Source organism: Streptomyces sp. CBMA152, from assembly GCF_014596475.1.
Taxonomy (GTDB): Bacteria; Actinomycetota; Actinomycetes; order Streptomycetales; family Streptomycetaceae; genus Streptomyces.
In genome coordinates this window covers 227377-253801 of sequence record NZ_MECJ01000025.1, presented here as the reverse complement: position 1 = coordinate 253801, position 26425 = coordinate 227377, and the positions used below count along the sequence as shown (strand labels likewise).

The following is a 26425-nucleotide window of genomic DNA, read 5'->3' as shown; positions in this document are numbered from 1 at the left end:
AGGTCAAGTCCCAGGGCAAGGTGGTCGGTTCCGAGCTCATCGGGCAGACCTACAACCTCCCGAAGAAGAACCCCAACGACGCCGAAGAGGCCGCCCGCCCGGACCTGCACTGGTTCCAGCCGCGCCCGTCCAACGGCCTCGGCGCCAACACCCTCAACACCCAGTACCAGCTGATCGTCTCCGGCGCCACCAACCTCTCCGGTGACAACGACAAGCTGATCCAGCAGGTCAAGGACGCCAAGGCGGCCGTGGTCAAGGACAACTCGACGGCCACGTACAAGGTGAACCCGTCCGACGTCCCGGCCGAAGCGGTCACCTCGTCGGGTTCGGGCCTGGACCCGGACATCTCCCCGGACTACGCCAAGCTCCAGGTCCACCGCGTCGCCGAGGTCAACCACCTCGACGTCAAGCAGGTGGACAAGCTGGTCGCGGACAACACCACGGGCCGCATCCTCGGCTTCATCGGTGAACCCCGCGTCAACGTCCTCAAGTTGAACATCGCGCTGAAGTCCCTGGTCGCGAAGTGACGGTGACGGTGTGACGGCGGCGGGTTTACGGGTACGGGTACGGATCGCGAGCGACGGAAAGGCGGCACACCGATGACCCGGGTGCTGGTGGTGGAGGACGAACCACAGCTCGTACGGGCACTGGAGATCAACCTCCGAGCGCGCAAGTACGACGTCGACGCGGCGGGGGACGGCGCGACCGCGCTGAGTCTGGCGGCCCAGCACCCGCCGGACGCGGTCCTGCTCGACCTGGGCCTGCCGGACATGGACGGCATCCAGGTCATGCGGACGCTCCGCCGCTGGTCACGGGCCCCGATCCTGGTGGTGTCGGCCCGTAACACCTCGGACGAGAAGGTCGAGGCGCTGGACGCGGGCGCGGACGACTACATCACCAAGCCGTTCAGCATGAACGAGCTGCTGGCCCGGTTGCGGGCGGCGACCCGTCGTACGGACGGGCCGAAGGGGGCGTCCTCCGCGGAGGCGACGGGGGCGGAGTCAGGGGTGGTGCGGACCGGGGGGTTCACGCTCGACCTGCTGGCGAAGAAGGCGACGCGTGACGGCGCCGCCATCCGCCTCACCCCCACGGAATGGCACCTCCTGGAGGTCCTGATCCGCAACCGGGGCCGTCTGGTCACCCAGCGGCAGCTGCTCCAGGAGGTCTGGGGCCCGACGTATCGGACGCAGAGCAACTATCTGCGGGTGTACATGGCCCAGTTGAGACGGAAACTGGAGACGGACCCGTCGCATCCGAGGTATCTGGTGACGGCGCCGGGGATGGGGTACCGCTTCGAGGGGTGAGGCCGCCGCGATGCGGGTCGGGAGGGCGGCTCATAGACTGGCGTGGGGTGATATGCCCCTGCTTGTCCCGTGAGTCGTCCGATGAGGGAGATGGCGGTCCATGTCGAAGCGAGGCAACAAGCGGCGCGCGCGGAAGAAGAAGAGCGCGAACCACGGAAAGCGCCCGAACACCTGAAACCCGTGCCCCAGGAGCACCGCGGACGTCTTGCGGGCTCCGGCCCCGGCTGCTGCCATGGTGATGGCATCAGCCGGGGTTTTGTGCGTCCGGGACGGTTTGCGGTCGGGACGTTCATGGCGGGGACGATTGTGGTCGGTCGGGGACGTTTGTGGTCGGGGGCCGGGGCTTGGGGGCTCACGTGGGCGATCTGCGTATCACGGCGTGGCAGCGGTACGGACACGACCGGCTCTATGTGAACCTGCGCGACGGTACGGCCGTGGCGTATCTGGACCGGACGACCGGCCGGGTCACGGTGGTGCGCCCGGAGTACCGCGTCGCCGCGAACGAGGCGCTGGCGGGGTACGTGGCCGCGCTCCCGTGCGCCAGACCGCCGTGCCGGCCGCTGCCCGCGCTGGACGCGGGCGAGGACCTGGCCCTTCGTCGCCCCGGCGCGGCCCTGCGCGCCAAGCTCGTACGCGAGGGCCCCGGGCCGCTGCGCCGGGCCGCCGACCGCCTGCTGCGCCGCGACTCGCCATGGGACTCCTGGCGCAAGGGCCTGGCGGGGGAGCAGCGCGTGGGTCGTGAGCTGCGCCGATTACGTACGGTGGCGCCCGGCTGGCACGTACTGCACTCCATTGCTTTGCCCCGGGACGTCGACATAGACCATCTGCTGCTCGGCCCGGGCGGGGTGTTCAGCATCAACACCAAGCACCACGACGGTAGGACGGTCTGGGTCGGCGACGACGTCGTCAAGGTCGACCACGGCAGGCCGCAGCCGTACGTCCGCAAGAGCCGCTCCGAGGCGCGTCGGGTGCGGCGGGTCCTGGAGTGCTACTGCGACTTCGACGTCCCGGTCACCCCGGTCCTGGTCTTCGTCGGCGTACGCCGCCTGGACCGCGCGGTCACCCAACTCGACGTACGCGTCTACCGCGAACGCGACCTGGCGGCCCTCGCGCCGACGGCCGGTGTGTTCAGCGGGGCGCAGGTGGAGCGGTTGTACGAGATCGCGCGGCGGGGGAGTGTATGGGCGGAGGCGTGAGCGGTTTTCTTTCGCGGGCAGGTCCCCAGCATGCAGAGGCGTGACCCGTTATCTTTCACGGCCAGGCCCACAATGTGGCGCATGGACCTGGAAGCGGCACGCACCCTGCTCACGACCGCACTGGAGGAGGCCCGGGCGGGCCGGGCCGAGGGCGGCATCCCCATCGGAGCGGCGCTCTTCGACGAGAGCGGTGCTCTCCTGGGGCGTGGCCACAACCGCCGTGTCCAGGACGGCGATCCGTCCACGCACGCCGAGACGGCAGCGTTCCGCGCGGCGGGCCGCCAGCGCACGTACCGCGGCACGACAATGGTGACGACCCTGGCCCCCTGCTGGTACTGCAGCGGCCTGGTCCGCCAGTTCGGCATCTCCCGAGTGGTGATCGGCGAGACACGCACGTTCCGTGGCGGGGAGGAGTGGCTGGCCGAGCACGGAGTGGAGATCGTGGTGGTCGACGACGCGGAATGCCGGGGGTTGATGCGGGAGTTCATCGCGGCTCGGCCGGAGGTGTGGTTCGAGGACATCGGGGAGGCGTCGGCGGGCTCGTAGTTGGTCCGGGTTGTCCGTGCGGGTGTGTATGGCTCGCCAGAGCCCCGAAACGATCCGGGTCCCTCGCCGCCATGGGCGGACAGCTACTGGACGTCGCGGGAAGCCAGCCCGATGAAGCGGTGCAAGGCTTCCTTGGCGTCATCGCCATGGTCCCGTAGCTCGTGCTTGGTCGACGCGTCGTGCAGCCGAGCGGCCGTGTCGAAGGCGTTGCGTGCGGCGTCGACAAGTTCGGGAGAGCTGGCTATGAGCCGGACGCGGAACAGCTCGTGCTGGGCAACTCCCTTGATCCGATACGACTCCTGACGCGCCTCTCCGGCCGCCGCGCTGTCCGGATCCTCGTTCCTACGGTGCCACCGGTCGTACTGGCTGCGACGGTACTCCGTCACCGCTCCGGCAAAGTCGCTGTACACAGCCATCCGCTCCGAACGCAGCTGCTGCCGATGAGCGAAACTCTCGGTCCGATCGGCCGATTTCCGCTGAAACAGGTAAGCCACAGCAGAGCCCAACAACGTGCCCAGCACGGCGATCAGAGTCGAGGCAGCACCATCCATGGGGGTCAGGAGATCACATGTGGTCGGGGGGTGTGACGGGGCCTTCGAATCCGTGTGGACAAGTGGCCTCGGCGCCCGTGCAGCAGGCAGTGATACTCGACGCAACGAGTACGCCGCCCTGCAGCAGATGGTCAAAGCGAAGCGGGACCTCAGCGCTGCACCGTAATTGGCTAAGAAACCGCGATTCACGAACAATCCAGGCATGGTTGAGGGAGCGTCGGCCATCTACAACGGGACGTATCCGTGACCTACAACCTCCTTCATCGATGCCATCAGCCCCGAGACCATGGCCCTCGCGCTTGCCGGATGCCTCGGTCTCGCGGTCGGGGATGTGGAAGTGGCCGATCCTGACGGCGACCCCGACCTCCGGAACTGGGATGCGCCCGTCTCGTGCGAACACCGGGCAGTCCACGGTGACGTGGCCTGGTCGCTGGACATCTACGCCCAGGAGCAAGTCGCCTATCAGCCACTTGAGTCCGACCTCGCCGCGGGGTTCGCGAAGGCGGCGATGACGACCGTCCTGTTTCCCGCTGTGGAAGCACCACCCAGTGCCTACTGGGCAGTTACGCCAGAAGGTCTTCTCACTCGTGCCCGGCTCGAACTCTCCGACGACGAGCGTCCCGTTTACACGGTCACCGCCGTCGAGGCGCCCGTTCCGCAGCTCCCCCGCGCGGCCGTGACGAGATTCGCCGAGATCGTACGGGAACAGCGGCCGGACACTCCTGTCGCCGAGGCCTTCGCAGCATCGGTGGACAGGTTGCGGGAGACCGCCTCGGGCCTTGCGAGGTTTTCCCTCGACGACGCCACGGGCAGTTCCGTCTGGTCTGCGAAGCAGAACCTGGTGGTCTGGGAGAGAGTCATCAGGCAGATGGAATCCGCGTGGGCGCCATCGGGCTGGTATCCAGCCGACCTCTATCGAGAGCGGCTGGAAGCCCGCGACGAGCTCGCCGGTATCGGCGCCCGCCTGCCGCGTGAGGTCACCGAACTGCTCGGCACGGCACGGGAGGAATTGGACAGGCGGTTCGTCGCGGCAACAGCGGAAGACCCATCGGGGAGCCTCCGCAGGGAACTGACCGGCGCGTCCGCAGATCCGGCTTCGGTCAACTGGTGGTGGCATCGCCGACCGAAACACACGCCCTGGGAATAGCGCTTACTCCGTTCACGCCAGCCTCATCTCGGCTGTGCGGCAACACCGCAGGCCCGGTTTGTGATGGGCATCGTGCATTGGGCTCGCTGTGCGTCTGGCAGTACGGGGATTAGCTGCTGCCCCCTTTGGGGCGGGGCTTGCGCGTGTTCACCCAGGGACCGGAGAAGAGTAGCCGCGCTGTGGATCAAGCGGCACATGTCTATTGGGCGGCGCGGTTGGCTTCGGCTGCGTGGCGGCGGGTCTCGACTGCGGCCTGGTGGGCCTCGTCGGAATGCGCGCCTGCGGCATTGGCGCTCTTGTCGGCCTGGTCGGCCGCATCGGCGGCGTCGTCGGAGTCGCCGGCGGCGCTCAGGGCCGCGTTCACCGCGGTGGCGGTGGCGGCGGCGCGTGAGGCCGCAGCGGCGCGCTCGGCGGCGATGCCTGACTGCTTGGCCAGGTCGGAGGCCGTCATGGTGCGGGCGGATGCCTCCTCGGCCTCCTTGGTGGCCACATCGGCCTGCGCACCCGCCAGCTTGGCCTGCTCGAGCAACTGCTGCAGGGTGGCGGTTTCCTGGTCACGGTTGCGGGCCGTGAACTGCCCGATCTCCAGGAACTCCCGTACATCGTCCGGGGTGCCCTGCAGGGCGACGGTGCCCGCGGCCTGCATCGCGAGCCCACCGAAGTTGATCAGCTTGGAGACCGCGACGCGGTCGTCCGTCTCGCGGGCCTTGTGCTGGCCGACCTTGAGGAACTGCTTGACGTCCTCGGGCGTGCCCTTCAGAGCCTCGGTGCCCGCCAACTGCACACCTCGGCCACCCGCGTTGATGATCGTGGAAACCTCAACACGCCGGTCCTGCTCCAGCGGAGCCTTCCACCCATCCGTCAGGAACGCCTGCACCTCCTCGCGCTTGCCGCTCGCCAGCGCCGCCGTGCCCGCGGCACGCACGCCCCGGCCACCAAAGTTGATCACGCGGCTGACCACCACGCGATCGTCCACGTCCCGCGTCTTGTCCTTCCCTGCCAGGAACGCCGAGGCCGGGGATGCCCCCAGAAGGCCTGCGACCAGGGCGGCGGGGATCAGCGTGGCGCAGGTGATGCGCAGACGCATCGTTCTGCGACGGCTGGGTCTTGTGGGCTGCGGCGCTCCTTAGGGGTGCAGTGGTTAATTCATATTTGTTCCCCTCCGGTTGACGCACTGCTGTGGCATGCCACCGTGGCGGGAACCGCCTTTTCGGGCAGGCGCTGCGCACAATCGGAAGCAAGAATTCCGTTCTTGCGGCCGACCGTTCAAACGGAAACCGCAAGGTAGACGCGCTACAACAGGCCCCGAGCAGAGAGTGCTTAGGGCGAGTGATGCGTGATTCTTACATATGCTTTACTTGCGTCCATATCACGGACACATGGTGCCCTCTCATCGATCGGAAGTACCCGTGGGGACAACTCCTGCCCGGAGGACCGTAGTCACCGGCGCTATAGCCGCACTCACCGTTTGCTCGCCGTCGCGGCTCTCTCCGCCGCCCAGGCGCCCCCCGCGACAGCAAAGAGGCGGTTAGTACCGCCTCGCCCGCCACGGACATGCCGTCCTCGGTGGAGCAGTTCGCGTACCCGAATGCCGCGCAGATCCTCAAGGACCAGAAGATCACCCTGGCTGGCAAGCCCGAGGTGAAGACGACGGTCACCGTGGGCCGTGCGGATCTGACCCAGGCGACCGGCAGCGTGCAGGAGGCTGTCGAGCTGGTCCCGCGCCCGGACCGCGATGTGGTGATGGTCAAGCTCGCCCAGCGCGTCCCGGAGAGCGTGGCCAAGCCGGTCAAGGTCGCCATCAAGGCCCCGGCCGAGGGTGAGCAGTTGCAGGTCGCCGGGTTCGGGCGGCCCAAGACCGAGTGGGTGCCCAGCAAGCTCCACACCTCCCTCTTCACCGTCGCCTCCACCGACCCCGCCTCCGTCGCGCTGCACGGCTCCGAGAACGCGGTGATCTGCCAGGGCGACGTCGGCGCCCCTGCGGTGCGCGGCACTGGTGACAGCGCAGAGCTTGTCGCGCTAAACATCCGTTCCTGGCAAGGCGGTTGCCTGGGTACCGACGAGAGCGAGAAGCGCACCAGCGCCCTGGATGCCCGCCTCGGCAACCTCGCGGCGTGGGTGAGCACCGTGGCGTTCCGGGACGCGGCTGCGGCCCCGGCCGTGACGGTCGCCGGTGACGACAACGGTGATGCTGTCGGCAGCGGTTCCTACAGCGCGCCCAAGAAGCTGACCGATGGCTGGAACTTCACCCAGACCACCACAGGCGACTTCACCGGCGACGGCAAGACCGACCTGACTGCCCGCACCGCCAGCGGTGACCTGCGCCTGTGGGTCGGCAACGGCAACGGCACCTTCGGCGGCGCCACCGCACCCGGGCAATGGCACCCGTACCGGCCGATCAGTGCCCTGGCCGGTGCATAGCCAGGGGGGTCCGCGTGTCTCACGGACACCCTTCACGGCGCGCCGGATGCCGGGCTCTGCCTCGCGGTGGCTCCGATGCCCTTGGCACCGTCCCGGCAGCACCACGCATGCGCGCCTTCGCGTCGCAGCGGCTCCCGCACCGACTTGTCAGGCCACCCATCCCATCCCTGCCTTGGCGTGACCAGTGCTTGTCACATGCCTCAACCCGCACCAAAGGAGAACTGTTCATGGGGACCCATCGCAAACCCCGGGACCGGCGCAGCACGCGTGTGCGCGCGGCGGTGCTGGGCATCCACACCGCTGGAATGTCCACCGCGCTGTTGGCCTTCGGCGTGCCCAGCCAGGCAGCCGAGCAGCCTTCACCCGCGGGGCCGTCGGCACCCGACGCGCAGCCTTCACCCGAGGAGTCGTCCGCGGCCGACGCACAGCCTTCACACACGGGGCCGTCCGCGGCCACCACGCAGCCGTCACCCGCGAGATCCTCCGCGGCCGCCGCGCAGCGTTCACCCGCTAGATCGCCCGCGGCCGCCGCGCAGCCGTCACCCGCGAGATCGTCCGCGGCCGCCGCGCAGCCCTCCAGCGGGTCGTGGACCCGGACCTGGGGCACGGCCCTTGCCACCGCGGCCCCCGCCAGCGAGTCGAAGGTGACCGGAGGGCAGACGATCCGCATGGTGGTGCACACCAGCATCGCCGGCAGCACCGCACGTATCCACCTGGCCAACACCTTCAGCAAAGAGCCCGTGACCATCGGGCATGCCACGATCGCCCGCCAGGACCACGGGCCCTCGGCCCAGGGCACTCCTGTCTCCCTGACGTTCAACGGTGCCCGCCAGACCGAGATCCAGCCGGGCGCCGGCATCGACAGCGATCCCGCGGCGTTCCCCGTCAAGGCCGACGAGAACCTCCTGGTCACCCTCTACCTGCCCAAGCCGGTCACGACGGCTCCGTACCACGAGTACACCCTGACGACGTCGTACGCCTCGGCGCCGGGAGACACCGCTGACCGTGCCGCAGCCAGCAGCGGTACGAGCTTTCCCGCACGCTTCGGGAACTGGGCCTTCCTCAGCGGACTGGACGTTACGGCCAGCGGCGGCGGCACCATCGTGGCCATCGGCGACTCGCAGACCGACGGCGGCCACACCACCCCCGACACCAACCAGCGCTGGACCAACGACTACAGCCGCGCCCTGCAGAGAACCGCGCACCCCAGCGGCATCGTCAACGTCGGGATCTCCGGCAACCGGCTCCTCACCGACAGCACCGGAACCCGTGCCTTCTACGGGCCTTCACTGCTCAACCGGTTCGACCGCGACGCCCTGGCCCAGCCCAACGCCCGCCAGGTCATCATCTACGCCGGCGTCAACGACATCCTCTACGACCACGCCACCAGCCAGCCCCTCATCCAGGCCATCCGCGACCTCGCCCAGCGCGCACACGCCGCAGGGCTCACCGTGACCGTCGCCACCATCCCCCCGTTCAGGGGCAATCCCGACTACACCGCGGCCAAGGAACAGACCCGCCAGGAGTTCAACGACTACATCCGCACCACCCACGACATCGACAGCTACGCCGATTTCGACCAGGCCACCCGTGACCCCCTGGATCCCACGCGCCTGTTCGCCGGCTACTACAACCGCGGCGACGACCGCCTCCACCTCAACGACAACGGCAACCAGGCCTTGGCCAACACCCTGGCTCCCGCCCCTGCCACCCACCCCGCCGCCCACTACACCCAGACCAGAGCAGCCGACTTCGACCGCGACGGCACCGCGGACCTCCTCGCCCGTGACGGTCGCGGCAACCTCTACCTCTGGCCCGGCAATCAGGACATCGACGCCCCGGGGCACGGCGACGGCACCTTCGGCGGCCGCCGTCTGCTGACCGATGGCTGGAACTTCACCCAGACCACGACGGGCGACTTCAACGCCGACGGCAAAATCGACCTCATTGCCCAGGACTCCGCCAAGAACCTCTACTTGTGGGCGGGTCGGGGCAATGGCACCTTCCAGCGCCCCCGCCTTCTGACCGATGGCTGGAACTTCACCCAGACCACTGCGGGTGACTTCAACGGCGACGGAAAAGTCGACCTTATTGCCCAGGACTCCGCCAAGAACCTTTACTTGTGGGCGGGTCGGGGCAATGGCACCTTCCAGCGCCCTCGCCTTCTGACCGATGGCTGGAACTTTACTCAGACTACTGCGGGCGACTTCAACGGCGACGGCAAAACCGACCTCGTCGCCCAGGACAACCGAGGCGACCTCTTCATCTGGAAGGGCAAGGGAGACGGCACATTCCGCTCCAAGGAACTCCTCAGCCGCAATTGGGCCAATACCCAGACCACCGCAGGAGCCTTCCGCGGACCAGGTCGTGACTACCTCATCGCCCGCAGCGACGCCACCGGCGACCTCAACCAGTGGACCACCACGGCCCCGCAGCTCACCGACCCCCTCCGAATCACCGACGGCTGGTAAGGGAAACATGATGGTCGGAGTTGTTCTCCCCTACCTCAAAGACCCCTTCCACGTCGCCCAAACCCTCGGGCTCTGCCGAGCGGTATAGCCGTGGCACGCCGGGCAGCGGCGCTCCCCGGCGAACGCCACTCCTGACCGGATAACCCTGGCGAGGCTGCGGCATTCCAGCCGCTCTTCCCGTCCGACGGCGGGGGGTGTCCGTGTGCCCGCACACGGACACCCCCCGCCAAGTCGTCACCACAGCCTGCCGCACGCATCAACACGTACAAGGAGAACAACCGATGGCGCCCTCCCGCTCGCGTTGGTACCGGGGGAACACACGCATACGCGGGACGGTGATACTGGCGGCAGGACTGTCGACCGCCCTGTTCGCCGTTGATGTGTCCGGCCCGGCACCTGTGCAAGCACCGCAGGCGTGGTCACTCGCGGCGGCGGCCCAGCCCTCGGCGGACCAGTGGACCCGGACCTGGGGCACAGCTCTCGGCACCGCGGCCCCCGCCGCCGAATAGAGGATCACCGGGCGCCAGACGGTCCGTATGGTGGTGCACACCAGCATCGCCGGCAGCACTGCCCGCATCCACCTGGCCAACACCTTCAGCAAAGAGCCCGTGACGATCGGGCATGCCACGATCGCCCGCCAGGACCAGGGAGCCGCTGCCCAAGGCACCCCCGTCTCCTTGTCGTTCGGTGGCGCGCGGGAGGCCGAGATCCAGCCGGGCGACCGCCAGTGCTTTCCGCGGGCCGGGCCGCGACCACCTCATCGCCCGCAGCGACGCCACTGGCGACCTCGACCAATGGCAAAGCTACGGAACCACCCAGCTCACCTGCGCCGTCCGACTCACCGGCGGCTGGTAGCACCCCTCAGCACCGTACGCACCCAGTCCTTGCGGGAGCGGTGGGCATCGGGAGCAGTGGTGGATGCGCCCGGGCACCTCTGCGCTGGGCGGTGTCTGAATCGCAGGGGCCGACAAGGGCGGGTTCCACTGGCCTCAGCGATGCCGGATCGACGCATTCACCGAGTTCCAGAGCCTCGCGTACGCCCTGCGTCGCGGACACGAACCAGAAGCAGACAGTCGCGGCCTCTCTCGGGATGTGGCGCGACATGGCGGATGCCGGGAAGGGTTCTGGCGGCTCGCCCCGGAGCGGCAGTTCCCGCTCTGGCCGACGGCCCGTGGGGGAACGTCGACTGCTCTCAGAATCCTCATCCGGGTTGCGAGCTCTGCGCCGGCCGGGGAGGGCGGGACAGCACTCCCCGCCGCGTCCCCTGTGACAACGGGGGAAATGGGAGTCGCGGCGGGGAGGCGGCAGCAGCAGCGATGGTGGCGAGGCAGTCAACCCGGACCTCGCCGACTGCTCGTACCAGCGCAGCGACTACAAGCCGCCACCCGGTGTCGTACAGGCTGCCTACTTCGACCAGTCGCGCGCCGGAATGGCGAGAGCAATCGTGTGGTCGTCGAAGTGGGGACGGTTGCCTGAGTGGGCCAGGCGTTCCAACGAGTCTTCGTACGCGGCACTCCACGCCTGTGGGTGCTCCTCATCAAAGAGGACGTCCAAGACGATCGCCCCTGCGGCTCCGCCCAGTGGATGCCTGACCCACGCAGCATCGAAGGGTTCGCCCACCTGTGCCTTGTGGACTCTGATCATCTACCTGCACACGCAAGAAGACCCCGCACCCAGCGAAGTGGCTGGTGGCGGGGTCTTTAGGCACCTACTAACAGGTGCCCCCGGCAGGATTCGAACCTGCGCACACGGCTCCGGAGGCCGTTGCTCTATCCCCTGAGCTACGGGGGCGTTCACCGCGCTTGGCGGCGACGGGTAGAACCCTACCAGCTCGTGCGGGGTGGCTGTGAACAGGTATTTCGGGTGGTCGGCGGGGGCGGGGTCCCCCGCAGGGGGCGGAAGTGGGGAAAACCCGGACGCGGCGACGGTCGCGGACCTAACCTCAAGATGTGTCAGGCGTGTCCGGCCGGGTGCTTGTTGTCGACGACAACAAGGTCATCCGGCAGCTGATCAGGGTCAACCTCGAGCTGGAGGGCTTCGAGGTCGTGACCGCGGCCGATGGTGCCGAGTGTCTGGAAGTGGTGCATCGGGTCTGTCCTGATGTGATCACTCTGGACGTCGTGATGCCACGGCTCGACGGGCTGCGTACGGCCGCGCGGCTGCGGTCGGATCCGCGTACGAGTCGGTTGCCGCTCGCGATCGTCAGTGCGTGTACGCAGTACGAGGTCGAGACCGGGCTCGCGGCCGGCGTCGACGCGTTCCTGGCCAAGCCCTTCGAGCCGGCCGAGCTGGTCAAGGTCGTACGACAGTTGATGCATCGGGAGGCTCCGCCGTCTCCCGACGGCAACAGGCAGCCCGGCCGAGCCGGGCGCGCGGCCGGCACCTCCAGAGGATGAGTGTGGAGGGGACCCGTGGATGAGGCCTGGGGGCTGCCGGCCTGAGTCCCCGGTTGACCCCGGTCCGCCTCGGTCCGCAGTGGGCTGGCGCCCCGCCCCCCGCCCCATCCCCTTATCTCTCTGTCCCGCCCCGCCCGGGCGCCGATGCCCTTGCCCGCGCGCTGTCCGACCGCCCCCCCCGCCCGCCGGGCGCCCGTGCCCCTGCCCACGCGCAGTCGGGCCGCACCCGCCACCCCGCCCGACCCCCGGCTCCACCCCCGCCCCCACCGAGCCGCACCCCACCACCCTGCCCGACCCCCACCCCGTCACCCCGCCCCCCGGCACGCCCCCGTTCACATCGCGAAACCGGTTGGCCGACCCACCCCCCCTCTCCCATACGCTTGTCCCGTGACCCCCGCCGAGCTCTCCCTTACCGTCGTGCGTGCCGTGCGCAGCGCCGTCGACGAGGGTGTGCTGTGTGTGGACGTGCCCGCCGAACGGGACGTGAAGGTGGAGCGGCCGCGGCCCGGTGGGGGCGGGGACTACGCCAGTGCCGTCGCCCTCAAGCTCGCCGCCGCCTCCGGGCTCTCCCCCCGCGCCGTGGCCGAGGCCCTGCGTGGGCGGCTCGCCGACGCACCCGGGGTCGCCCGCGTCGACATCAGCGGACCCGGGTTCCTGAACTTCACGCTCGACGCCGCGTCCGCCCAGGAGGAGTGCGTACGTAGCGTCCTCGCGTTCGGACCCCGATACGGGCACGGCGACGCCCTCGCCGGGCAGCACATCGCCTTCGCCGCCGTGACCGAGCCCCGCGCCCTCGCCCTCACCTCAGCTGTTGTGGCGCTGCTGCGCTCGCAGGGAGCGACCGCCGCCATGGGACCGGACGGTGCCGAGCGGCTGCACGTTCTGCCGGAGCCCGCCCTCCCCGACCTCGTCGGGCCCGACGCCGCCCGGTGGGCCTACCTCCGCGCCGCCCCGCACGACCGGCCCGCCCCCGCCGCCGAGCTCCTCGCCCAGCGCGACAGCAACCCGTACTTCCGAGTGCGCTACGCGTACGCCCGCACCCGCGCCCTCACCCGTAACGCCCACGCCCTCGGCTTCACCAGCACCCCCGGCGACCTCGGCCCGGCGGCAGGCCCCGGCGCCCCCGGCGACCCGGGCACCACCGCAGCAACCGCCCCCGGCGACCTCGGCCCGGCGGCAAGCCACGGCGCAAACGCCCCCCACCCCGCCGCAACCGCCCTCCTCACCCACCTGGCCGATCACCCCTCCACCCTCCTCCGCGCCGCCGAGCTCCGTGCCCCCGACCGGGTCGCCCGGCATCTCGAAGGTGTCGCCGACGCTCTGCTCGACTTTCAGCACTGTGTGCTGCCCCTCGGTGACGAGAAACCCTTGGCCGCCCACCGTGCCCGGCTCGCGCTCGCCGAAGCCGCCGGGGCGGTGCTGGCCGGTGGCCTGTCCCTGTTCGGCATCCGCGTACCCGAATACCTGTGAGAGTTGAGAGACAGCAATGAGCCGTTCCGCACACCCCGCCGGGCCCCGTCACGCAGATGTCCTTCCTGAGGGGCACTATTCGGCGCCGCCCGCCGACCTCAACTCCCTTGACCCGAAGGTCTGGTCGCAGACGGTCGGCCGCAACGCCGACGGTGTCGCCACCGTCGGCGGGCTCGATGTCACCGCGCTCGCCGAGGAGTTCGGCACCCCCGCCTACTTCCTCGACGAGGACGACTTCCGCGCCCGCTGCCGCGCCTGGGCCGAGGCCTTCGGCAAGGACGCCGATGTCTTCTACGCCGGGAAGGCGTTCCTCTCGCGAGCCATCGTGCGGTGGTTGCACGAAGAAGGCCTCAACCTCGACGTCTGCTCCGGCACCGAACTCGCCACCGCCCTCTCCGCCGGAATGCCCGCCGGACGCATCGCTTTCCATGGCAATAACAAGTCCGAAGACGAAATTCTGCGGGCTGTTGAAGTGGGAGTGGGGCGCATCGTTCTCGACTCCTTCCAGGAAATCGTTCGCGTCGCCCACATCGCCCACAGCCTCGGCAAGCGTCAGCGCGTTCAGATCCGTGTGACCGTCGGTGTCGAGGCGCACACCCATGAATTCATCGCCACCGCCCACGAGGACCAGAAGTTCGGCATCGCGCTGGCCGGGGGACAGGCCGCCGAGGCCGTGCGGCGCGCTCTGAAGCTCGACGGGCTCGAACTCATCGGGATTCACTCCCACATCGGGTCCCAGATCTTCGACATGGCCGGTTTCGAGGTTTCCGCCCGTCGCGTCGTGCAGCTTCTCGCCGAGGTACGCGACGAGCACGGGGTGGAGCTGCCCGAGATCGACCTCGGTGGTGGGCTCGGTATCGCGTACACCTCCGACGACGACCCCCGCGAGCCGCACGAGATCGCCAAGGCGCTCAACGAGATCGTCTCCCGTGAGTGCGAGGCCGCCGGGCTGCGTACGCCGCGTATCTCCGTCGAGCCGGGGCGCGCCATCGTCGGGCCCAGCGCCTTCACGCTGTACGAGGTCGGGACGATCAAGCCGCTGGAGGGGCTGCGTACGTATGTGAGTGTGGACGGGGGGATGTCGGACAACATCCGGACCGCCCTTTACGACGCCGAGTACTCCGTCGCGCTCGTCTCGCGCACCTCCGACGCCGAGCCGATGCTGGTACGGGTCGTCGGCAAGCACTGCGAGAGCGGGGACATCGTGGTGCGGGACGCGTTCCTGCCCGCCGACCTGGCCCCCGGCGACCTCGTCGCGGTGCCGGCCACCGGGGCGTACTGCCGCTCCATGGCCAGCAACTACAACCACGCCCTTCGCCCGCCCGTCGTCGCCGTGCGCGACGGTGAGGCGCGGGTGATCGTCCGGCGCGAGACCGAGGAGGACCTCCTGCGGCTCGATGTCGGGTGAGGCTGTTCGACCGAGACGTCGGCCGAAAGGCCGACAGCGCTCAATAATGGAATAAGCGTCTCGGGATCCGGACGGGGGGCGGAAATCCCCGTCCGGTGAGTGAGACTGGATCGCATTCAAGCTGGTAGAAGGAAACGAGGTCGGATGATGCGTACGCGTCCGCTGAAGGTGGCGCTGCTGGGCTGTGGAGTGGTCGGCTCAGAGGTGGCGCGCATCATGACGACGCACGCCGACGACCTCACGGCGCGCATCGGCGCGCCCGTCGAGCTCGCCGGTGTCGCCGTCCGCCGGCCCTCCAAGGTGCGCGAGGGCATCGACCCCGCCCTCGTCACCACCGACGCCACCGCCCTCGTCAAACGCGGCGACATCGATGTGGTGGTGGAGGTCATCGGCGGCATCGAGCCTGCTCGTACGCTCATCACCACCGCCTTCTCGCACGGCGCCTCCGTCGTCTCCGCCAACAAGGCGCTGCTCGCGCAGGACGGGGCCGCGCTGCACGCCGCCGCCGTCGAGCACGGTCGGGATCTGTACTACGAGGCCGCCGTCGCGGGCGCCATTCCGCTGATCCGGCCGCTGCGCGAGTCCCTCGCCGGGGACAAGGTCAACCGGGTGCTCGGCATCGTCAACGGGACCACCAACTTCATCCTCGACAAGATGGACTCCACCGGCGCCGGGTACCAGGAGGCTCTGGACGAAGCCACCGCCCTCGGGTATGCCGAAGCCGACCCCACCGCCGATGTGGAAGGGTTCGACGCCGCCGCCAAGGCCGCCATCCTCGCCGGGATCGCCTTCCATACGCGCGTACGCCTCGACGACGTGTACCGCGAGGGTATGACCGAGGTCACCGCCGCCGACTTCGCCTCCGCGAAGGAGATGGGCTGCACCATCAAGCTGCTCGCCATCTGTGAGCGCGCCGCCGACGGCGGGTCCGTCACCGCGCGCGTGCATCCCGCGATGATTCCGCTCGACCACCCGCTGGCCTCCGTGCGCGGCGCGTACAACGCCGTCTTCGTCGAGGCCGAGGCCGCCGGACAGCTCATGTTCTACGGGCCCGGCGCGGGCGGCGCGCCCACCGCGTCCGCCGTTCTCGGCGACCTGGTCGCGGTCTGCCGCAACAAGCTCGCCGAGTCCACCGGACCCGGCGAGTCCGCGTACACGCAGCTGCCCGTGAGTCCCATGGGCGACGTCGTGACGCGCTACCACATCAGCCTGGACGTGGCCGACAAACCGGGCGTGCTCGCCCAGGTCGCCACCGTCTTCGCCGAGCACGGGGTCAGCATTGACACCGTGCGCCAGCAGGGCAAGGACGGCGAGGCCTCCCTCGTCGTCGTGACCCACCGCGCGGCCGACGCGGCCCTCACCGGGACCGTGGACGCCCTGCGCAAGCTCGACACCGTGCGGGGTGTCGCCAGCATCATGCGTGTTGAAGGGGAGTAACGAGCAATGACCCACCAGTGGCGCGGAATCATCGAGGAGTACCGGGACCGGCTCCCCGTCTCCGCTACGACCCCGGTCGTCACCCTCCGCGAGGGCGGTACGCCGCTCGTGCCCGCGCAGGTGCTCTCCGAGCGCACGGGCTGCGAGGTGCACCTCAAGGTCGAGGGTGCCAACCCCACCGGGTCCTTCAAGGACCGCGGTATGACCATGGCCATCACCCGGGCGAAGGAGGAGGGTGCGAAGGCGGTCATCTGCGCCTCCACCGGCAACACCTCCGCCTCGGCCGCCGCGTACGCGGTACGGGCCGGGATGGTGTGTGCCGTCCTGGTGCCGCAGGGCAAGATCGCGCTCGGCAAGATGGGCCAGGCGCTGGTGCACGGCGCGAAGATCCTCCAGGTGGACGGGAACTTCGACGACTGCCTGACCCTGGCGCGCAACCTCTCGGACAACTACCCGGTGGCGCTGGTCAATTCGGTCAACCCGGTCCGTATCGAGGGCCAGAAGACCGCCGCGTTCGAGATCGTGGACGCGCTCGGTGACGCGCCCGACATCCACGTCCTTCCCGTGGGCAACGCCGGCAACATCACGGCGTACTGGCGGGGGTACCGGGAGTACGCGGCGGACAAGGTGTCCACCCACACGCCTCGTATGTGGGGCTTCCAGGCCTCGGGTTCGGCGCCGATCGTGCGCGGCGAGGTGGTCAAGGACCCCTCGACCATCGCCACCGCGATTCGCATCGGCAACCCCGCGTCCTGGGAGTTCGCGGTGGCCGCGCGCGATGAATCGGGCGGTCTCATCGACGAGGTGACGGACCGTGAGATCCTGCGCGCCTACCGGCTGCTCGCCTCGCAGGAGGGCGTCTTCGTGGAGCCCGCGTCGGCCGCGTCGGTCGCCGGTCTGCTGAAGGCCGCCGAGCAGGGGCTGGTCGACCCGGGCCAGAAGATCGTGTGCACGGTGACCGGAAACGGTCTGAAGGACCCGGACTGGGCAGTCGCGGGTGCTCCGCAGCCGGTCACGGTTCCGGTGGACGCGGCTACTGCCGCACAGCGTCTGGGCCTGGTGTAATCAGGTCGTACGGGTTCCGCGCGGGGCGCTCTGCATGCGCCCCGGGCATAAACCCGCGCAACACGGCACGTAGGGGCATAGGGGGCTCGCGACACGCATCGTGCGCCTCCTGTGCGCCCTATGTCGCCACAGAACCTTCCTTCGATAGGCTGTACCCAACCCGCCCCGCCGCATATGCCGCGGTGCAGTTGCCCACGTGGCCGTCGGGCCTTGGGTACCTCTTCGAAAACCTCGCAGCAGTCTCACAAGGAGAGTCATCAGAGCGATGGCCGGTCCCGCATTCCGCGCCGCCGCCGTACGGGTGCGCGTCCCCGCCACCAGTGCCAACCTCGGCCCGGGTTTCGACTCCCTCGGCCTGTCACTGGGGCTGTACGACGACGTGGTCGTCCGCGTCGCCGACTCCGGCCTGCACATCGACATCGCGGGCGAGGGCGCCGAGACGCTGCCCCGCGACGAGAGCCACCTTCTTGTACGTTCGCTGCGCACCGCGTTCGACCTGCTCGGCGGGCAGCCGCGGGGACTTGAGGTCGTCTGCGCCAACCGCATCCCGCACGGCCGGGGCCTGGGCTCCTCGTCGGCCGCCATCTGCGCCGGCATCGTCGCGGCGCGCGCGGTGACGATAGGCGGCGACGCACGGCTCGACGACGCGGCGCTGCTCGAACTGGCCACCGAGATCGAGGGCCACCCCGACAACGTCGCCGCCTGTCTGCTCGGCGGGTTCACGCTCTCCTGGATGGAGGGGGGAGCGGCGCGGGCCATCAGGATGGACCCGGCGGATTCCATCGTTCCGGTGGTCTTCGTACCGGGGAAGCCGGTCCTGACGGAGACCGCGAGGGGGCTGCTGCCGCGCACCGTCCCGCATGTGGACGCGGCGGCCAACGCCGGGCGTGCGGCACTGCTCGTGGAGGCGCTGACCAGGCGCCCCGAGCTGCTGCTCCCGGCCACCGAGGACCGGCTCCACCAGGAATACCGGGCACCGGCGATGCCCGAGAGTGTGGCGCTGGTCAACCGGCTGCGGGCGGACGGTGTCCCCGCAGTCATCTCCGGCGCGGGCCCCACGGTGCTCGCGCTGGTCGAGGACGGTGCGGCCGACAAGGTCGCACGGCTGGCAGGTGAGGGGTGGGCCGCGAACCGGCTCCGCCTCGACGCCACGGGCGCGAGCGTCCTGCCGCTGGGCTCATAGGGCCAGGCGGAGGGGGCGCGCGGCTTGCCGGTGAACGAGAGGGGGAATGTTTGTTGGATCCGGTAGTGTTAACCTCAAGTCTGCATCGGTCGTCATTGTGGCGCGGTGCTTCGTGTCCCCTTCAGGGACCGCCATTCTTCCGGGAGCCTCCCAAACTGCCTGCGCAGCCTGCCTGAGCAGTTTCCGAGCACGCTCCGGAACCGGCACGACACCCCCCGCTTTTCCCAGGGGGCCGAGTAGGGGAACTCGGGCCGGACCCCACGCACGTTTATCTCTCCGCCGTACGCGGCGGACCACCGCCCCGGCACGGTCAGTGACCCCAGGTCACGGGCCATGTTCGGACAGCACAACCGGTCGCCGAGCCAGACAGGCCGACGTCCGCTCCAGGGAAGGACCCTTCGTGAGCGACACCACCGATCTGATGGGCGTGACAGCCGACACTTCTGTCGACAGCGCCGCGCCCGCCGCAGGTGCTGCCTCTGGCACCACCTCACGGCGCCGCCGCTCCGGCACCGGCCTCGACGGCATGGTCCTGGCCGAGCTGCAGCAGGTCGCGTCCGGCCTCGGCATCAGGGGCACCGCGCGGATGCGCAAGAGCCAGCTGATCGAGGTCATCAAGGAGGCGCAGGCAGGCGGCTCCTCCTCCGCACCGGCCAAGGCCGACGCGGGCGAGACCAAGCCGAAGCGCCGCGCCACCTCCAAGGCCCGTACGGGTGACGAGGCCGCCGAGAAGCCTGCCGCCCAGCAGCAGATCGAGATCCCCGGCCAGCCGTCCGCCAAGGTCTCCGACCAGGGCGACGAGCAGCCCGTCGGCGAGCGCCGCCGCCGTCGCGCCACCGCCGCCGCCGGCTCCCCGGAGTCGTCGACCGCCGTGGCCGAGCCGCAGGCGAAGGCCGACGTCAAGGCCGAGTCGAAGACCGACGCGCAGCCCGAGGCCAAGGCCGCGGACGCCGTCGACACCGCCGAGGGCCGGCGCGAGCGCCGCGACCGCGGTGAGCGCGGTGGCGAGCGCGGCGAGCGCCGGGACCGCCAGCGCGGCGACCGGGGAGACCGCGGGGACCGCGGCGACCGTGGGGACCGCCAGCGCGGCGACCGCGGCAAGGGCGACGACCAGCAGGGTCAGGGCGGCCAGCGCCAGCAGCGTCAGGGCGGCCAGCAGGGCCAGCAGAACAACGGCCCGCAGGACGACTTCGACGACGAGGGCCGCCGCGGCCGCCGTGGCCGGTACCGGGACCGTCGCGGGCGCCGTGGTGGCCGCGAGGAGTTCGGCGCCGAGCCGCAGGTCGCGGACGACGACGTCCTGATCCCCGTCGCGGGCATCCTGGACATCCTGGACAACTACGCGTTCATCCGTACGTCCGGCTACCTGCCGGGCCCGAACGACGTGTACGTCTCGCTCGCCCAGGTCCGCAAGAACGGTCTGCGCAAGGGTGACCACGTCACCGGCGCGGTCCGCCAGCCCAAGGACGGCGAGCGCCGCGAGAAGTTCAACGCGCTGGTGCGCCTGGACTCCTCCAACGGCATGGCGGCCGACTCGGGCCGTGGCCGCCCGGAGTTCAACAAGCTCACCCCGCTCTACCCGCAGGACCGGCTCCGTCTGGAGACCGACCCGGGCGTGCTGACCACGCGGATCATCGACCTCGTGTCGCCGATCGGCAAGGGCCAGCGCGGCCTGATCGTGGCCCCGCCGAAGACCGGCAAGACCATGATCATGCAGGCGATCGCCAACGCGATCACGCACAACAACCCCGAGTGCCACCTGATGGTCGTCCTGGTCGACGAGCGTCCGGAAGAGGTCACCGACATGCAGCGGTCGGTCAAGGGCGAGGTCATCTCCTCGACCTTCGACCGCCCGGCCGAGGACCACACCACGGTCGCCGAGCTCGCCATCGAGCGCGCCAAGCGTCTGGTGGAGCTCGGCCACGACGTGGTCGTGCTGCTCGACTCGATCACCCGTCTGGGCCGTGCGTACAACCTGGCGGCCCCGGCCTCCGGCCGCATCCTGTCCGGTGGTGTCGACTCGACCGCGCTCTACCCGCCGAAGCGCTTCTTCGGTGCGGCGCGCAACATCGAGGACGGCGGCTCGCTGACCATCCTCGCCACCGCGCTCGTGGAGACCGGCTCGCGCATGGACGAGGTGATCTTCGAGGAGTTCAAGGGCACCGGCAACATGGAGCTCAAGCTCGACCGCAAGCTCGCCGACAAGCGCATCTTCCCGGCGGTGGACGTGGACGCGTCCGGCACCCGTAAGGAAGAGATCCTGCTCGGCAGCGACGAGCTGGCCGTCGTCTGGAAGCTGCGCCGGGTGCTGCACGCGCTCGACCAGCAGCAGGCGATCGAGCTCCTGCTGGACAAGATGAAGCAGACGAAGTCCAACGCGGAGTTCCTGCTCCAGATCCAGAAGACGACCCCGGGCAACGGCAACGACTGATCCGGTTGCCCCGGCTTCGTCGAAACGCCCCCCTCACCTCGGTGAGGGGGGCGTTTCGCGCGTGACGGGACCATCATGGGCTCATGAGGCAGTGCGAGAGCTTCACCACACGCTCCGGTCGCTCTTAGGGCCTTCTTAGAACCCTGTGCAACCCTTCTTGGTGCTTCTCCGTCTGACAAGTGTCGACAAACCGTGCCTGACCGACAGGGCGGGGGGTACCAGGAGCTGCGAGGACTGAGGAGAACATGGCCGACCAGAGTGAGAGCGGCAGCGCCCACATATCCGGCGGTGGCCGCGGCAGGCGCCACAAGCGCCCCCCGCGCCGCCGTGCGCTGAAGATCGCGGCATGGTCCGCGGCGGGCGTCGTGATGGTGGGCGGCGTCGGCCTCGGCTACGTCTACTTCAAGCTGAACGGCAACATCAAGGGCGTCGACATCAACGCCCAGCTCGGCACCGACCGCCCGCAGGACGTCGACAACGGATCCATGGACATCCTGGTCCTCGGCTCCGACTCCCGGGCGGGGGCCAACAAGGAGTACGGGCAGGACGACGGGGGAGCCCGCTCCGACACCGCGATGATCGTGCACGTGTACCCGGGTCACAAGACGGCCAGCGTCGTCTCGGTCCCGCGCGACACCCTGGTCACCCGGCCCTCCTGCACCACCCCGGACGGCAAGACCGATCCCGGCGGCAAGCGCCAGATGTTCAATACGGCGTACGAGGTCGGCGGGCCCGCCTGCGCGGTCAAGACGGTCGAGCAGATGTCCGGCATCCGCATGGACCACTACATCGAGGTCGACTTCACCGGCTTCAAGAAGCTCATCGACGAGCTCGGCGGGGTCCCCGTCACCACCGCGAAGCCGATCAAGGACAGCAAGAGCCACCTCGATCTGCCGGCCGGCAAGCACAACCTCAACGGCGAGCAGGCGCTCGGCCTGGTCCGCACCCGGCACGGCGTCGGCGACGGCTCCGACCTCGGCCGCATCCAGCTCCAGCAGGCGTTCGTCAAGGCGCTGATCGAGCGGGTCAAGGGCGTCGGCGTCTTCCACAGCCCCACCAAGCTCTACGGGCTCGCCAACGCCGCCACCAAGGCCATCACCACCGACTCCGACCTCAGCTCCATCAACGCGCTGATCGGCTTCGGCAACGGCCTCAAGGGCCTCGGCTCCGAGAACGTCAAGATGGTCACGCTGCCGGTCATGTACGACCCGGCCGACCCCAACCGCGTCCTGCCCCAGCAGGCCCAGTCCGAGCAGGTCTGGGACGCGCTGCGCAAGGACCTGCCGATCCCGGCCTCCGCGACGAAGGACTCCGCGGGTGACAAGGGTGACGCCGGAACTGTGGTCAAAACGGGCTGACCTGCGGTTTCGCCGTAGTGAGGCCGCCGTGGAATAGAACGGGGCCGACCCCCGTTTTGGGAGATACGGCCAGTCCTGGCAGACTGGTACGTCGGCCCCGGTTCACGTGCGCGCATCCCCGCGCGGACGACCCGGAGCCCTCCATGAACTAGGAGACACCCTTGAAGCGCGACATCCACCCCGAGTACGTCGAGACGCAGGTCAGCTGCACCTGTGGCGCGTCGTTCACCACCCGTAGCACCCTCGCCGAGGGCACCATCCGTGCCGAGGTCTGCTCCGAGTGCCACCCGTTCTACACGGGCAAGCAGAAGATCCTCGACACCGGTGGCCGTGTGGCCCGCTTCGAGGCCCGCTTCGGCAAGGCTGCCGGCTCCGCCAAGTAGCGAGCCACTGCGCCGGTCTTCGGCTGCCCCCGCGCGGGGTGGCCGGGACCGGCGCTTTGCCGTCTGTCGCAGCCACATTTTTCACTGAACCAGGAGCCCCCGATGTTCGAGGCGGTCGAGGAACTGATCGGCGAGCACGCCGATCTGGAGAAGAAGCTCGCCGACCCGTCGGTCCACGCGGACCAGGCGAACGCGCGCAAGCTCAACAAGCGCTACGCCGAGCTGACGCCGATCGTCGCCACGTACCGCTCCTGGAAGCAGACCGGCGAGGACATCGAGACGGCCAAGGAGTTCGCGGCCGACGACCCCGACTTCGCGGCCGAGGTCAAGGAGCTGGACAAGCAGCGCGACGAGCTGACCGAGAAGCTGCGCCTTCTCCTGGTCCCGCGCGACCCCAGCGACGACAAGGACGTGCTCCTGGAGATCAAGGCGGGCGCGGGCGGCGACGAGTCGGCCCTGTTCGCCGGCGACCTGCTGCGCATGTATCTGCGGTACGCCGAGCGGATCGGCTGGAAGACCGAGATCATCGACGCCACCGAGTCCGAGCTGGGCGGCTACAAGGACGTCCAGGTCTCCGTGAAGACCAAGGGCGGCAACGGCGCCACCGAGCCCGGCCAGGGCGTCTGGGCGCGGCTGAAGTACGAGGGCGGGGTGCACCGCGTGCAGCGCGTGCCCGCCACCGAGTCGCAGGGCCGCATCCACACCTCCGCCGCCGGTGTGCTGGTCACGCCCGAGGCCGAGGAGGTCGAGGTCGAGATCAACATGAACGATCTGCGCATCGACGTCTACCGCTCGTCGGGCCCCGGCGGCCAGTCCGTCAACACGACCGACTCGGCCGTGCGCATCACGCACGTCCCGACCGGTGTGGTCGCCTCCTGCCAGAACGAGAAGAGCCAGCTCCAGAACAAGGAGCAGGCCATGCGCATCCTGCGCTCCCGGCTGCTCGCCGCCGCCCAGGAGAAGGCCGAGGCGGAGGCCGCCGACGCCCGGCGCAGCCAGGTGCGTACCGTGGACCGCTCCGAGAAGATCCGCACGTACAACTTCCCCGAGAACCGCATCTCGGACCACCGCGTGGGCTTCAAGGCGTACAACTTGGACCAGGTGCTCGACGGCGATCTGGACGCGATGATCCAGGCGTGCGTCGACGCCGACTCCGCCGCCAAGCTCGCCGCGGCGAGCTGACACCCGTAAGACACCCCGTACTTCCCCGGGCTCGTTGAGCAAGGGGAGGCCCATTGCAGCCCGGAGGACCAGCGTGCCGCAACATTCTGGGGGGCGAACCCCAGGCCCCCGCAGTGTGCTGCTCGCGGAGGTGGCGCAGGCCACCCAGCGGCTGGCCGACGCCGGCGTGCCCTCACCGCGGTTCGACGCGGAAGAGCTCGCCGCGCACATCCACGGGGTGAAGCGGGGCGAGCTGCACCTCGTCAAGGACGCCGACTTCGACGCCCGTTACTGGGAGGCGGTCGCCCGGCGCGAGGCGCGCGAGCCGCTCCAGCACATCACCGGCCGCGCGTTCTTCCGCTATCTGGAACTCCAGGTCGGCCCCGGCGTCTTCGTGCCCCGTCCCGAGACCGAGTCGGTCGTCGGCTGGGCCATAGACGCCGTGCGCGCCATGGACGTGGTCGAGCCGCTCATCGTCGACCTGTGCACCGGCTCCGGCGCGATCGCGCTCGCCATGGCCCAGGAGGTGCCCCGCTCGCGGGTGCACGCCGTGGAACTGTCCGAGGACGCGCTCAACTGGACCCGCAAGAACGTCGAGGGCTCGCGCGTCGTGCTGCACCAGGGCGACGCGTTGACCGCGCTGCCCGAGCTCGACGGCCAGGTCGACCTGGTCATCTCCAACCCGCCGTACATCCCGCTCACCGAGTGGGAGTACGTCGCCCCCGAGGCCCGGGACCACGATCCCGAACTCGCCCTCTTCTCCGGCGAGGACGGCCTCGACACCATCCGCGGCATCGAGCGCACCGCGCACCGTCTCCTGCGGCCCGGCGGGCTCGTCGTCATCGAGCACGCCGACACCCAGGGCGGCCAGGTTCCGTGGATCTTCAACGAGGAGGCCGGCTGGGCGGACGCGGCCGACCACCCCGACCTGAACAACCGCCCGCGCTTCGCCACGGCCCGCAAGGCCCTGCCGTGACCATCCTGACCCTTACCTGCTTCAAGACCGCGTACGTGTACGAGGAGGCCCGTTAAATGGCTCGGCGATACGACTGCAACGACGCGACCGACCGCACGACCGGTCTGCGCGAGGCCGCCTCCGCAGTGCGCCGCGGCGAACTCGTCGTCCTCCCGACGGACACCGTGTACGGCATCGGCGCCGACGCGTTCAGCTCCGAGGCCGTCGCCGGCCTGCTGGACGCCAAGGGGCGCGGCCGCAACATGCCCACCCCTGTGCTCATCGGGTCCCCGAACACGCTGCACGGCCTGGTCACGGACTTCTCCGAGCAGGCGTGGGAGCTCGTGGACGCGTTCTGGCCGGGTGCCCTCACCCTGGTCGCCCGCCACCAGCCGTCGCTGCAGTGGGACCTCGGCGACACCCGGGGCACGGTCGCGATCCGGATGCCGCTGCACCCGGTCGCCATCGAGCTGCTGACCGAGGTCGGCCCGATGGCCGTGTCCTCAGCCAACCTCACCGGGCACCCCTCGCCCGAGGACTGCGACGCCGCGCAGGAGATGCTGGGCGACTCCGTCTCGGTCTACCTGGACGGCGGCCCGACCCCGGGCATCGTCCCGTCGTCGATCGTGGACGTCACGGGCAAGGTCCCGGTACTGCTGCGCGCGGGCGCGCTCGACGCCGACGAGCTGCGCAAGGTGGTACCCGACCTTGAGGTGGCGAATTGACAGCCCCTGAGACGGGGCGTGGCATAGGCACCGGGATCACCGGCACCACCTTCCGCATCCTCCACGTCAGCACCGGCAACGTGTGCCGCTCGCCCATCACCGAGCGGCTGACGCGGCATGCCCTGTGCGACCGCCTCGGCGACCCGTACACCGGGGGTCTGATCGTGGAGTCCGCGGGCACCTGGGGCCACGAGGGCGCCCCGATGGAGGCCAACGCGGCGGCGGTCCTCGCCGACTTCGGCGCGGACGCCTCCGGCTTCACCGGACGCGAGCTGCTCGACGAGCACGTCATCACCGCGGACCTGGTCCTCACCGCCACCCGGGACCACCGCGCCCAGGTCATCTCGATGGGCCACTCGGCGGGGCTGCGCACCTTCACGCTCAAGGAGTTCACCCGCCTGGTGCGCGCCATAGACCCGGCGACGCTGCCCGACCCGGACCAGGACGGCATGGTCGAGCGCGCCCGCGCCCTGGTGCGCGCGGCCGCCGCCCTGCGCGGCTGGCTGCTGGCCCCCAGCGCCGAGGCGGACGAGGTCAACGACCCGTACGGCGCCCCGATCACGTTCTTCCGCTCGATCGGCGACGAGATCAACACGGCCCTTGAGCCGGTGGTCACGGCGCTCACGGGTGTGCCGGCGCCGCACTGACGGGCGTCCACGCGCTGTTTACGGGCGTCCCCGCGCCGCACTGTCGCGGGCGCGGGCCCTGCGCCGCTCTGACGGGCTATCGGCCCCGTGCCGGCCCCGGCGTACCGGTCGCGTACCGAAAGGCCCGCAGGCGGCGCCAGGCGGGTTGTGCGGGGCATCGCCCGCGCCCG

The 26425-nt window shown here is 69.8% G+C and carries 23 protein-coding genes and 1 tRNA gene; 21 read left to right on the top strand and 3 right to left on the bottom strand.

Annotation, left to right across the window (positions count from 1 at the left end; translation table 11 throughout):
• The 5 genes from BG418_RS22535 to BG418_RS22520 form a co-directional block, all read left to right on the top strand.
• Positions 1 to 527 (top strand): potassium-transporting ATPase subunit C (locus tag BG418_RS22535; RefSeq protein WP_188275764.1); only part of this gene is annotated, 527 nt, incomplete at its 5' end.
• A 72-nt stretch (positions 528 to 599) separates the two neighbouring features.
• Complete coding sequence (locus tag BG418_RS22530) at positions 600 to 1304, top strand: response regulator (RefSeq protein ID WP_188275763.1); 705 nt, start codon at positions 600 to 602, stop codon at positions 1302 to 1304.
• 100 nt (positions 1305 to 1404) lie between these two features.
• Positions 1405 to 1479, top strand: a complete 75-nt coding sequence (locus tag BG418_RS41230) for a 50S ribosomal protein bL37 (RefSeq protein ID WP_371657075.1) — start codon at positions 1405 to 1407, stop codon at positions 1477 to 1479.
• Positions 1480 to 1660: 181 nt separating this feature from the next.
• Positions 1661 to 2500, top strand: a complete 840-nt coding sequence (locus BG418_RS22525) for a nuclease-related domain-containing protein (RefSeq protein WP_188275762.1) — start codon at positions 1661 to 1663, stop codon at positions 2498 to 2500.
• Positions 2501 to 2581: 81 nt separating this feature from the next.
• The gene (locus BG418_RS22520) at positions 2582 to 3046 is read left to right on the top strand and encodes a nucleoside deaminase (protein ID WP_188275761.1); all 465 of its coding nucleotides are present in this window, start codon (positions 2582 to 2584) and stop codon (positions 3044 to 3046) included.
• An 83-nt stretch (positions 3047 to 3129) separates the two neighbouring features.
• Here BG418_RS22520 and BG418_RS22515 read toward each other — a convergent pair whose 3' ends face one another.
• Positions 3130 to 3597, bottom strand: a complete 468-nt coding sequence (locus BG418_RS22515) for a hypothetical protein (protein ID WP_188275760.1) — start codon at positions 3595 to 3597, stop codon at positions 3130 to 3132.
• Between the two features lie 286 nt (positions 3598 to 3883).
• Between BG418_RS22515 and BG418_RS22510 the strand changes: the two genes are divergently transcribed.
• Positions 3884 to 4744 (top strand): hypothetical protein, encoded by an 861-nt coding sequence (locus BG418_RS22510; RefSeq protein ID WP_223185243.1) that lies wholly within the window; start codon positions 3884 to 3886, stop codon positions 4742 to 4744.
• A gap of 199 nt (positions 4745 to 4943) precedes the next feature.
• On the opposite strand, the gene BG418_RS22505 is transcribed toward BG418_RS22510, so the two are convergent.
• Positions 4944 to 5831, bottom strand: coding sequence for an ALF repeat-containing protein (locus BG418_RS22505; RefSeq protein WP_188275759.1), 888 nt, complete (start codon positions 5829 to 5831; stop codon positions 4944 to 4946).
• Between the two features lie 467 nt (positions 5832 to 6298).
• Here BG418_RS22505 and BG418_RS22500 point away from each other — a divergent pair, with 467 nt between their 5' ends.
• The gene (locus BG418_RS22500) at positions 6299 to 7165 is read left to right on the top strand and encodes a trypsin-like serine protease (RefSeq protein ID WP_188275758.1); all 867 of its coding nucleotides are present in this window, start codon (positions 6299 to 6301) and stop codon (positions 7163 to 7165) included.
• A 227-nt stretch (positions 7166 to 7392) separates the two neighbouring features.
• Positions 7393 to 9636, top strand: coding sequence for an FG-GAP-like repeat-containing protein (locus tag BG418_RS22495; protein ID WP_188275757.1), 2244 nt, complete (start codon positions 7393 to 7395; stop codon positions 9634 to 9636).
• A gap of 1719 nt (positions 9637 to 11355) precedes the next feature.
• On the opposite strand, the gene BG418_RS22490 is transcribed toward BG418_RS22495, so the two are convergent.
• A tRNA-Arg gene (locus BG418_RS22490) sits at positions 11356 to 11427 on the bottom strand.
• 158 nt (positions 11428 to 11585) lie between these two features.
• Here BG418_RS22490 and BG418_RS22485 point away from each other — a divergent pair.
• The 13 genes from BG418_RS22485 to BG418_RS22425 all read left to right on the top strand — a co-directional run bounded on the left by BG418_RS22485 (position 11586) and on the right by BG418_RS22425 (position 26255).
• Entirely contained in the window at positions 11586 to 12032 is a 447-nt protein-coding gene (locus BG418_RS22485; RefSeq protein ID WP_188275756.1) for a response regulator, read from the top strand.
• Positions 12033 to 12419: 387 nt separating this feature from the next.
• Complete coding sequence (nrtL, locus tag BG418_RS22480) at positions 12420 to 13502, top strand: ArgS-related anticodon-binding protein NrtL (protein WP_188275755.1); 1083 nt, start codon at positions 12420 to 12422, stop codon at positions 13500 to 13502.
• A gap of 16 nt (positions 13503 to 13518) precedes the next feature.
• Positions 13519 to 14910: a diaminopimelate decarboxylase gene (gene lysA / locus BG418_RS22475; RefSeq protein ID WP_188275754.1), complete on the top strand. Its 1392-nt coding sequence runs from the start codon at positions 13519 to 13521 to the stop codon at positions 14908 to 14910.
• A gap of 147 nt (positions 14911 to 15057) precedes the next feature.
• Positions 15058 to 16347 (top strand): homoserine dehydrogenase, encoded by a 1290-nt coding sequence (locus BG418_RS22470; RefSeq protein WP_188275781.1) that lies wholly within the window; start codon positions 15058 to 15060, stop codon positions 16345 to 16347.
• A 6-nt stretch (positions 16348 to 16353) separates the two neighbouring features.
• Positions 16354 to 17412, top strand: a complete 1059-nt coding sequence (thrC, locus tag BG418_RS22465; protein WP_188275753.1) for a threonine synthase — start codon at positions 16354 to 16356, stop codon at positions 17410 to 17412.
• Positions 17413 to 17677: 265 nt separating this feature from the next.
• The gene (gene thrB / locus BG418_RS22460; protein WP_188275752.1) at positions 17678 to 18595 is read left to right on the top strand and encodes a homoserine kinase; all 918 of its coding nucleotides are present in this window, start codon (positions 17678 to 17680) and stop codon (positions 18593 to 18595) included.
• 400 nt (positions 18596 to 18995) lie between these two features.
• The gene (rho, locus tag BG418_RS22455; protein WP_188275751.1) at positions 18996 to 21026 is read left to right on the top strand and encodes a transcription termination factor Rho; all 2031 of its coding nucleotides are present in this window, start codon (positions 18996 to 18998) and stop codon (positions 21024 to 21026) included.
• Between the two features lie 245 nt (positions 21027 to 21271).
• The gene (locus tag BG418_RS22450; protein WP_188275750.1) at positions 21272 to 22384 is read left to right on the top strand and encodes an LCP family protein; all 1113 of its coding nucleotides are present in this window, start codon (positions 21272 to 21274) and stop codon (positions 22382 to 22384) included.
• 161 nt (positions 22385 to 22545) lie between these two features.
• The gene (gene rpmE, locus BG418_RS22445) at positions 22546 to 22767 is read left to right on the top strand and encodes a 50S ribosomal protein L31 (RefSeq protein WP_188275749.1); all 222 of its coding nucleotides are present in this window, start codon (positions 22546 to 22548) and stop codon (positions 22765 to 22767) included.
• Between the two features lie 102 nt (positions 22768 to 22869).
• Positions 22870 to 23949 carry a peptide chain release factor 1 gene (gene prfA / locus BG418_RS22440; protein WP_188275748.1) on the top strand — a complete coding sequence of 360 codons (1080 nt, stop codon included), beginning with the start codon at positions 22870 to 22872 and terminating at the stop codon, positions 23947 to 23949.
• A gap of 73 nt (positions 23950 to 24022) precedes the next feature.
• Positions 24023 to 24904: a peptide chain release factor N(5)-glutamine methyltransferase gene (gene prmC, locus BG418_RS22435; protein WP_188275747.1), complete on the top strand. Its 882-nt coding sequence runs from the start codon at positions 24023 to 24025 to the stop codon at positions 24902 to 24904.
• A 56-nt stretch (positions 24905 to 24960) separates the two neighbouring features.
• Positions 24961 to 25608, top strand: coding sequence for an L-threonylcarbamoyladenylate synthase (locus tag BG418_RS22430; protein WP_188275746.1), 648 nt, complete (start codon positions 24961 to 24963; stop codon positions 25606 to 25608).
• Positions 25605 to 26255, top strand: coding sequence for a protein-tyrosine-phosphatase (locus tag BG418_RS22425; protein ID WP_188275745.1), 651 nt, complete (start codon positions 25605 to 25607; stop codon positions 26253 to 26255). The genes BG418_RS22430 and BG418_RS22425 overlap by 4 nt, the downstream gene beginning before the upstream one ends.
• Positions 26256 to 26425: the final 170 nt, after the last annotated feature.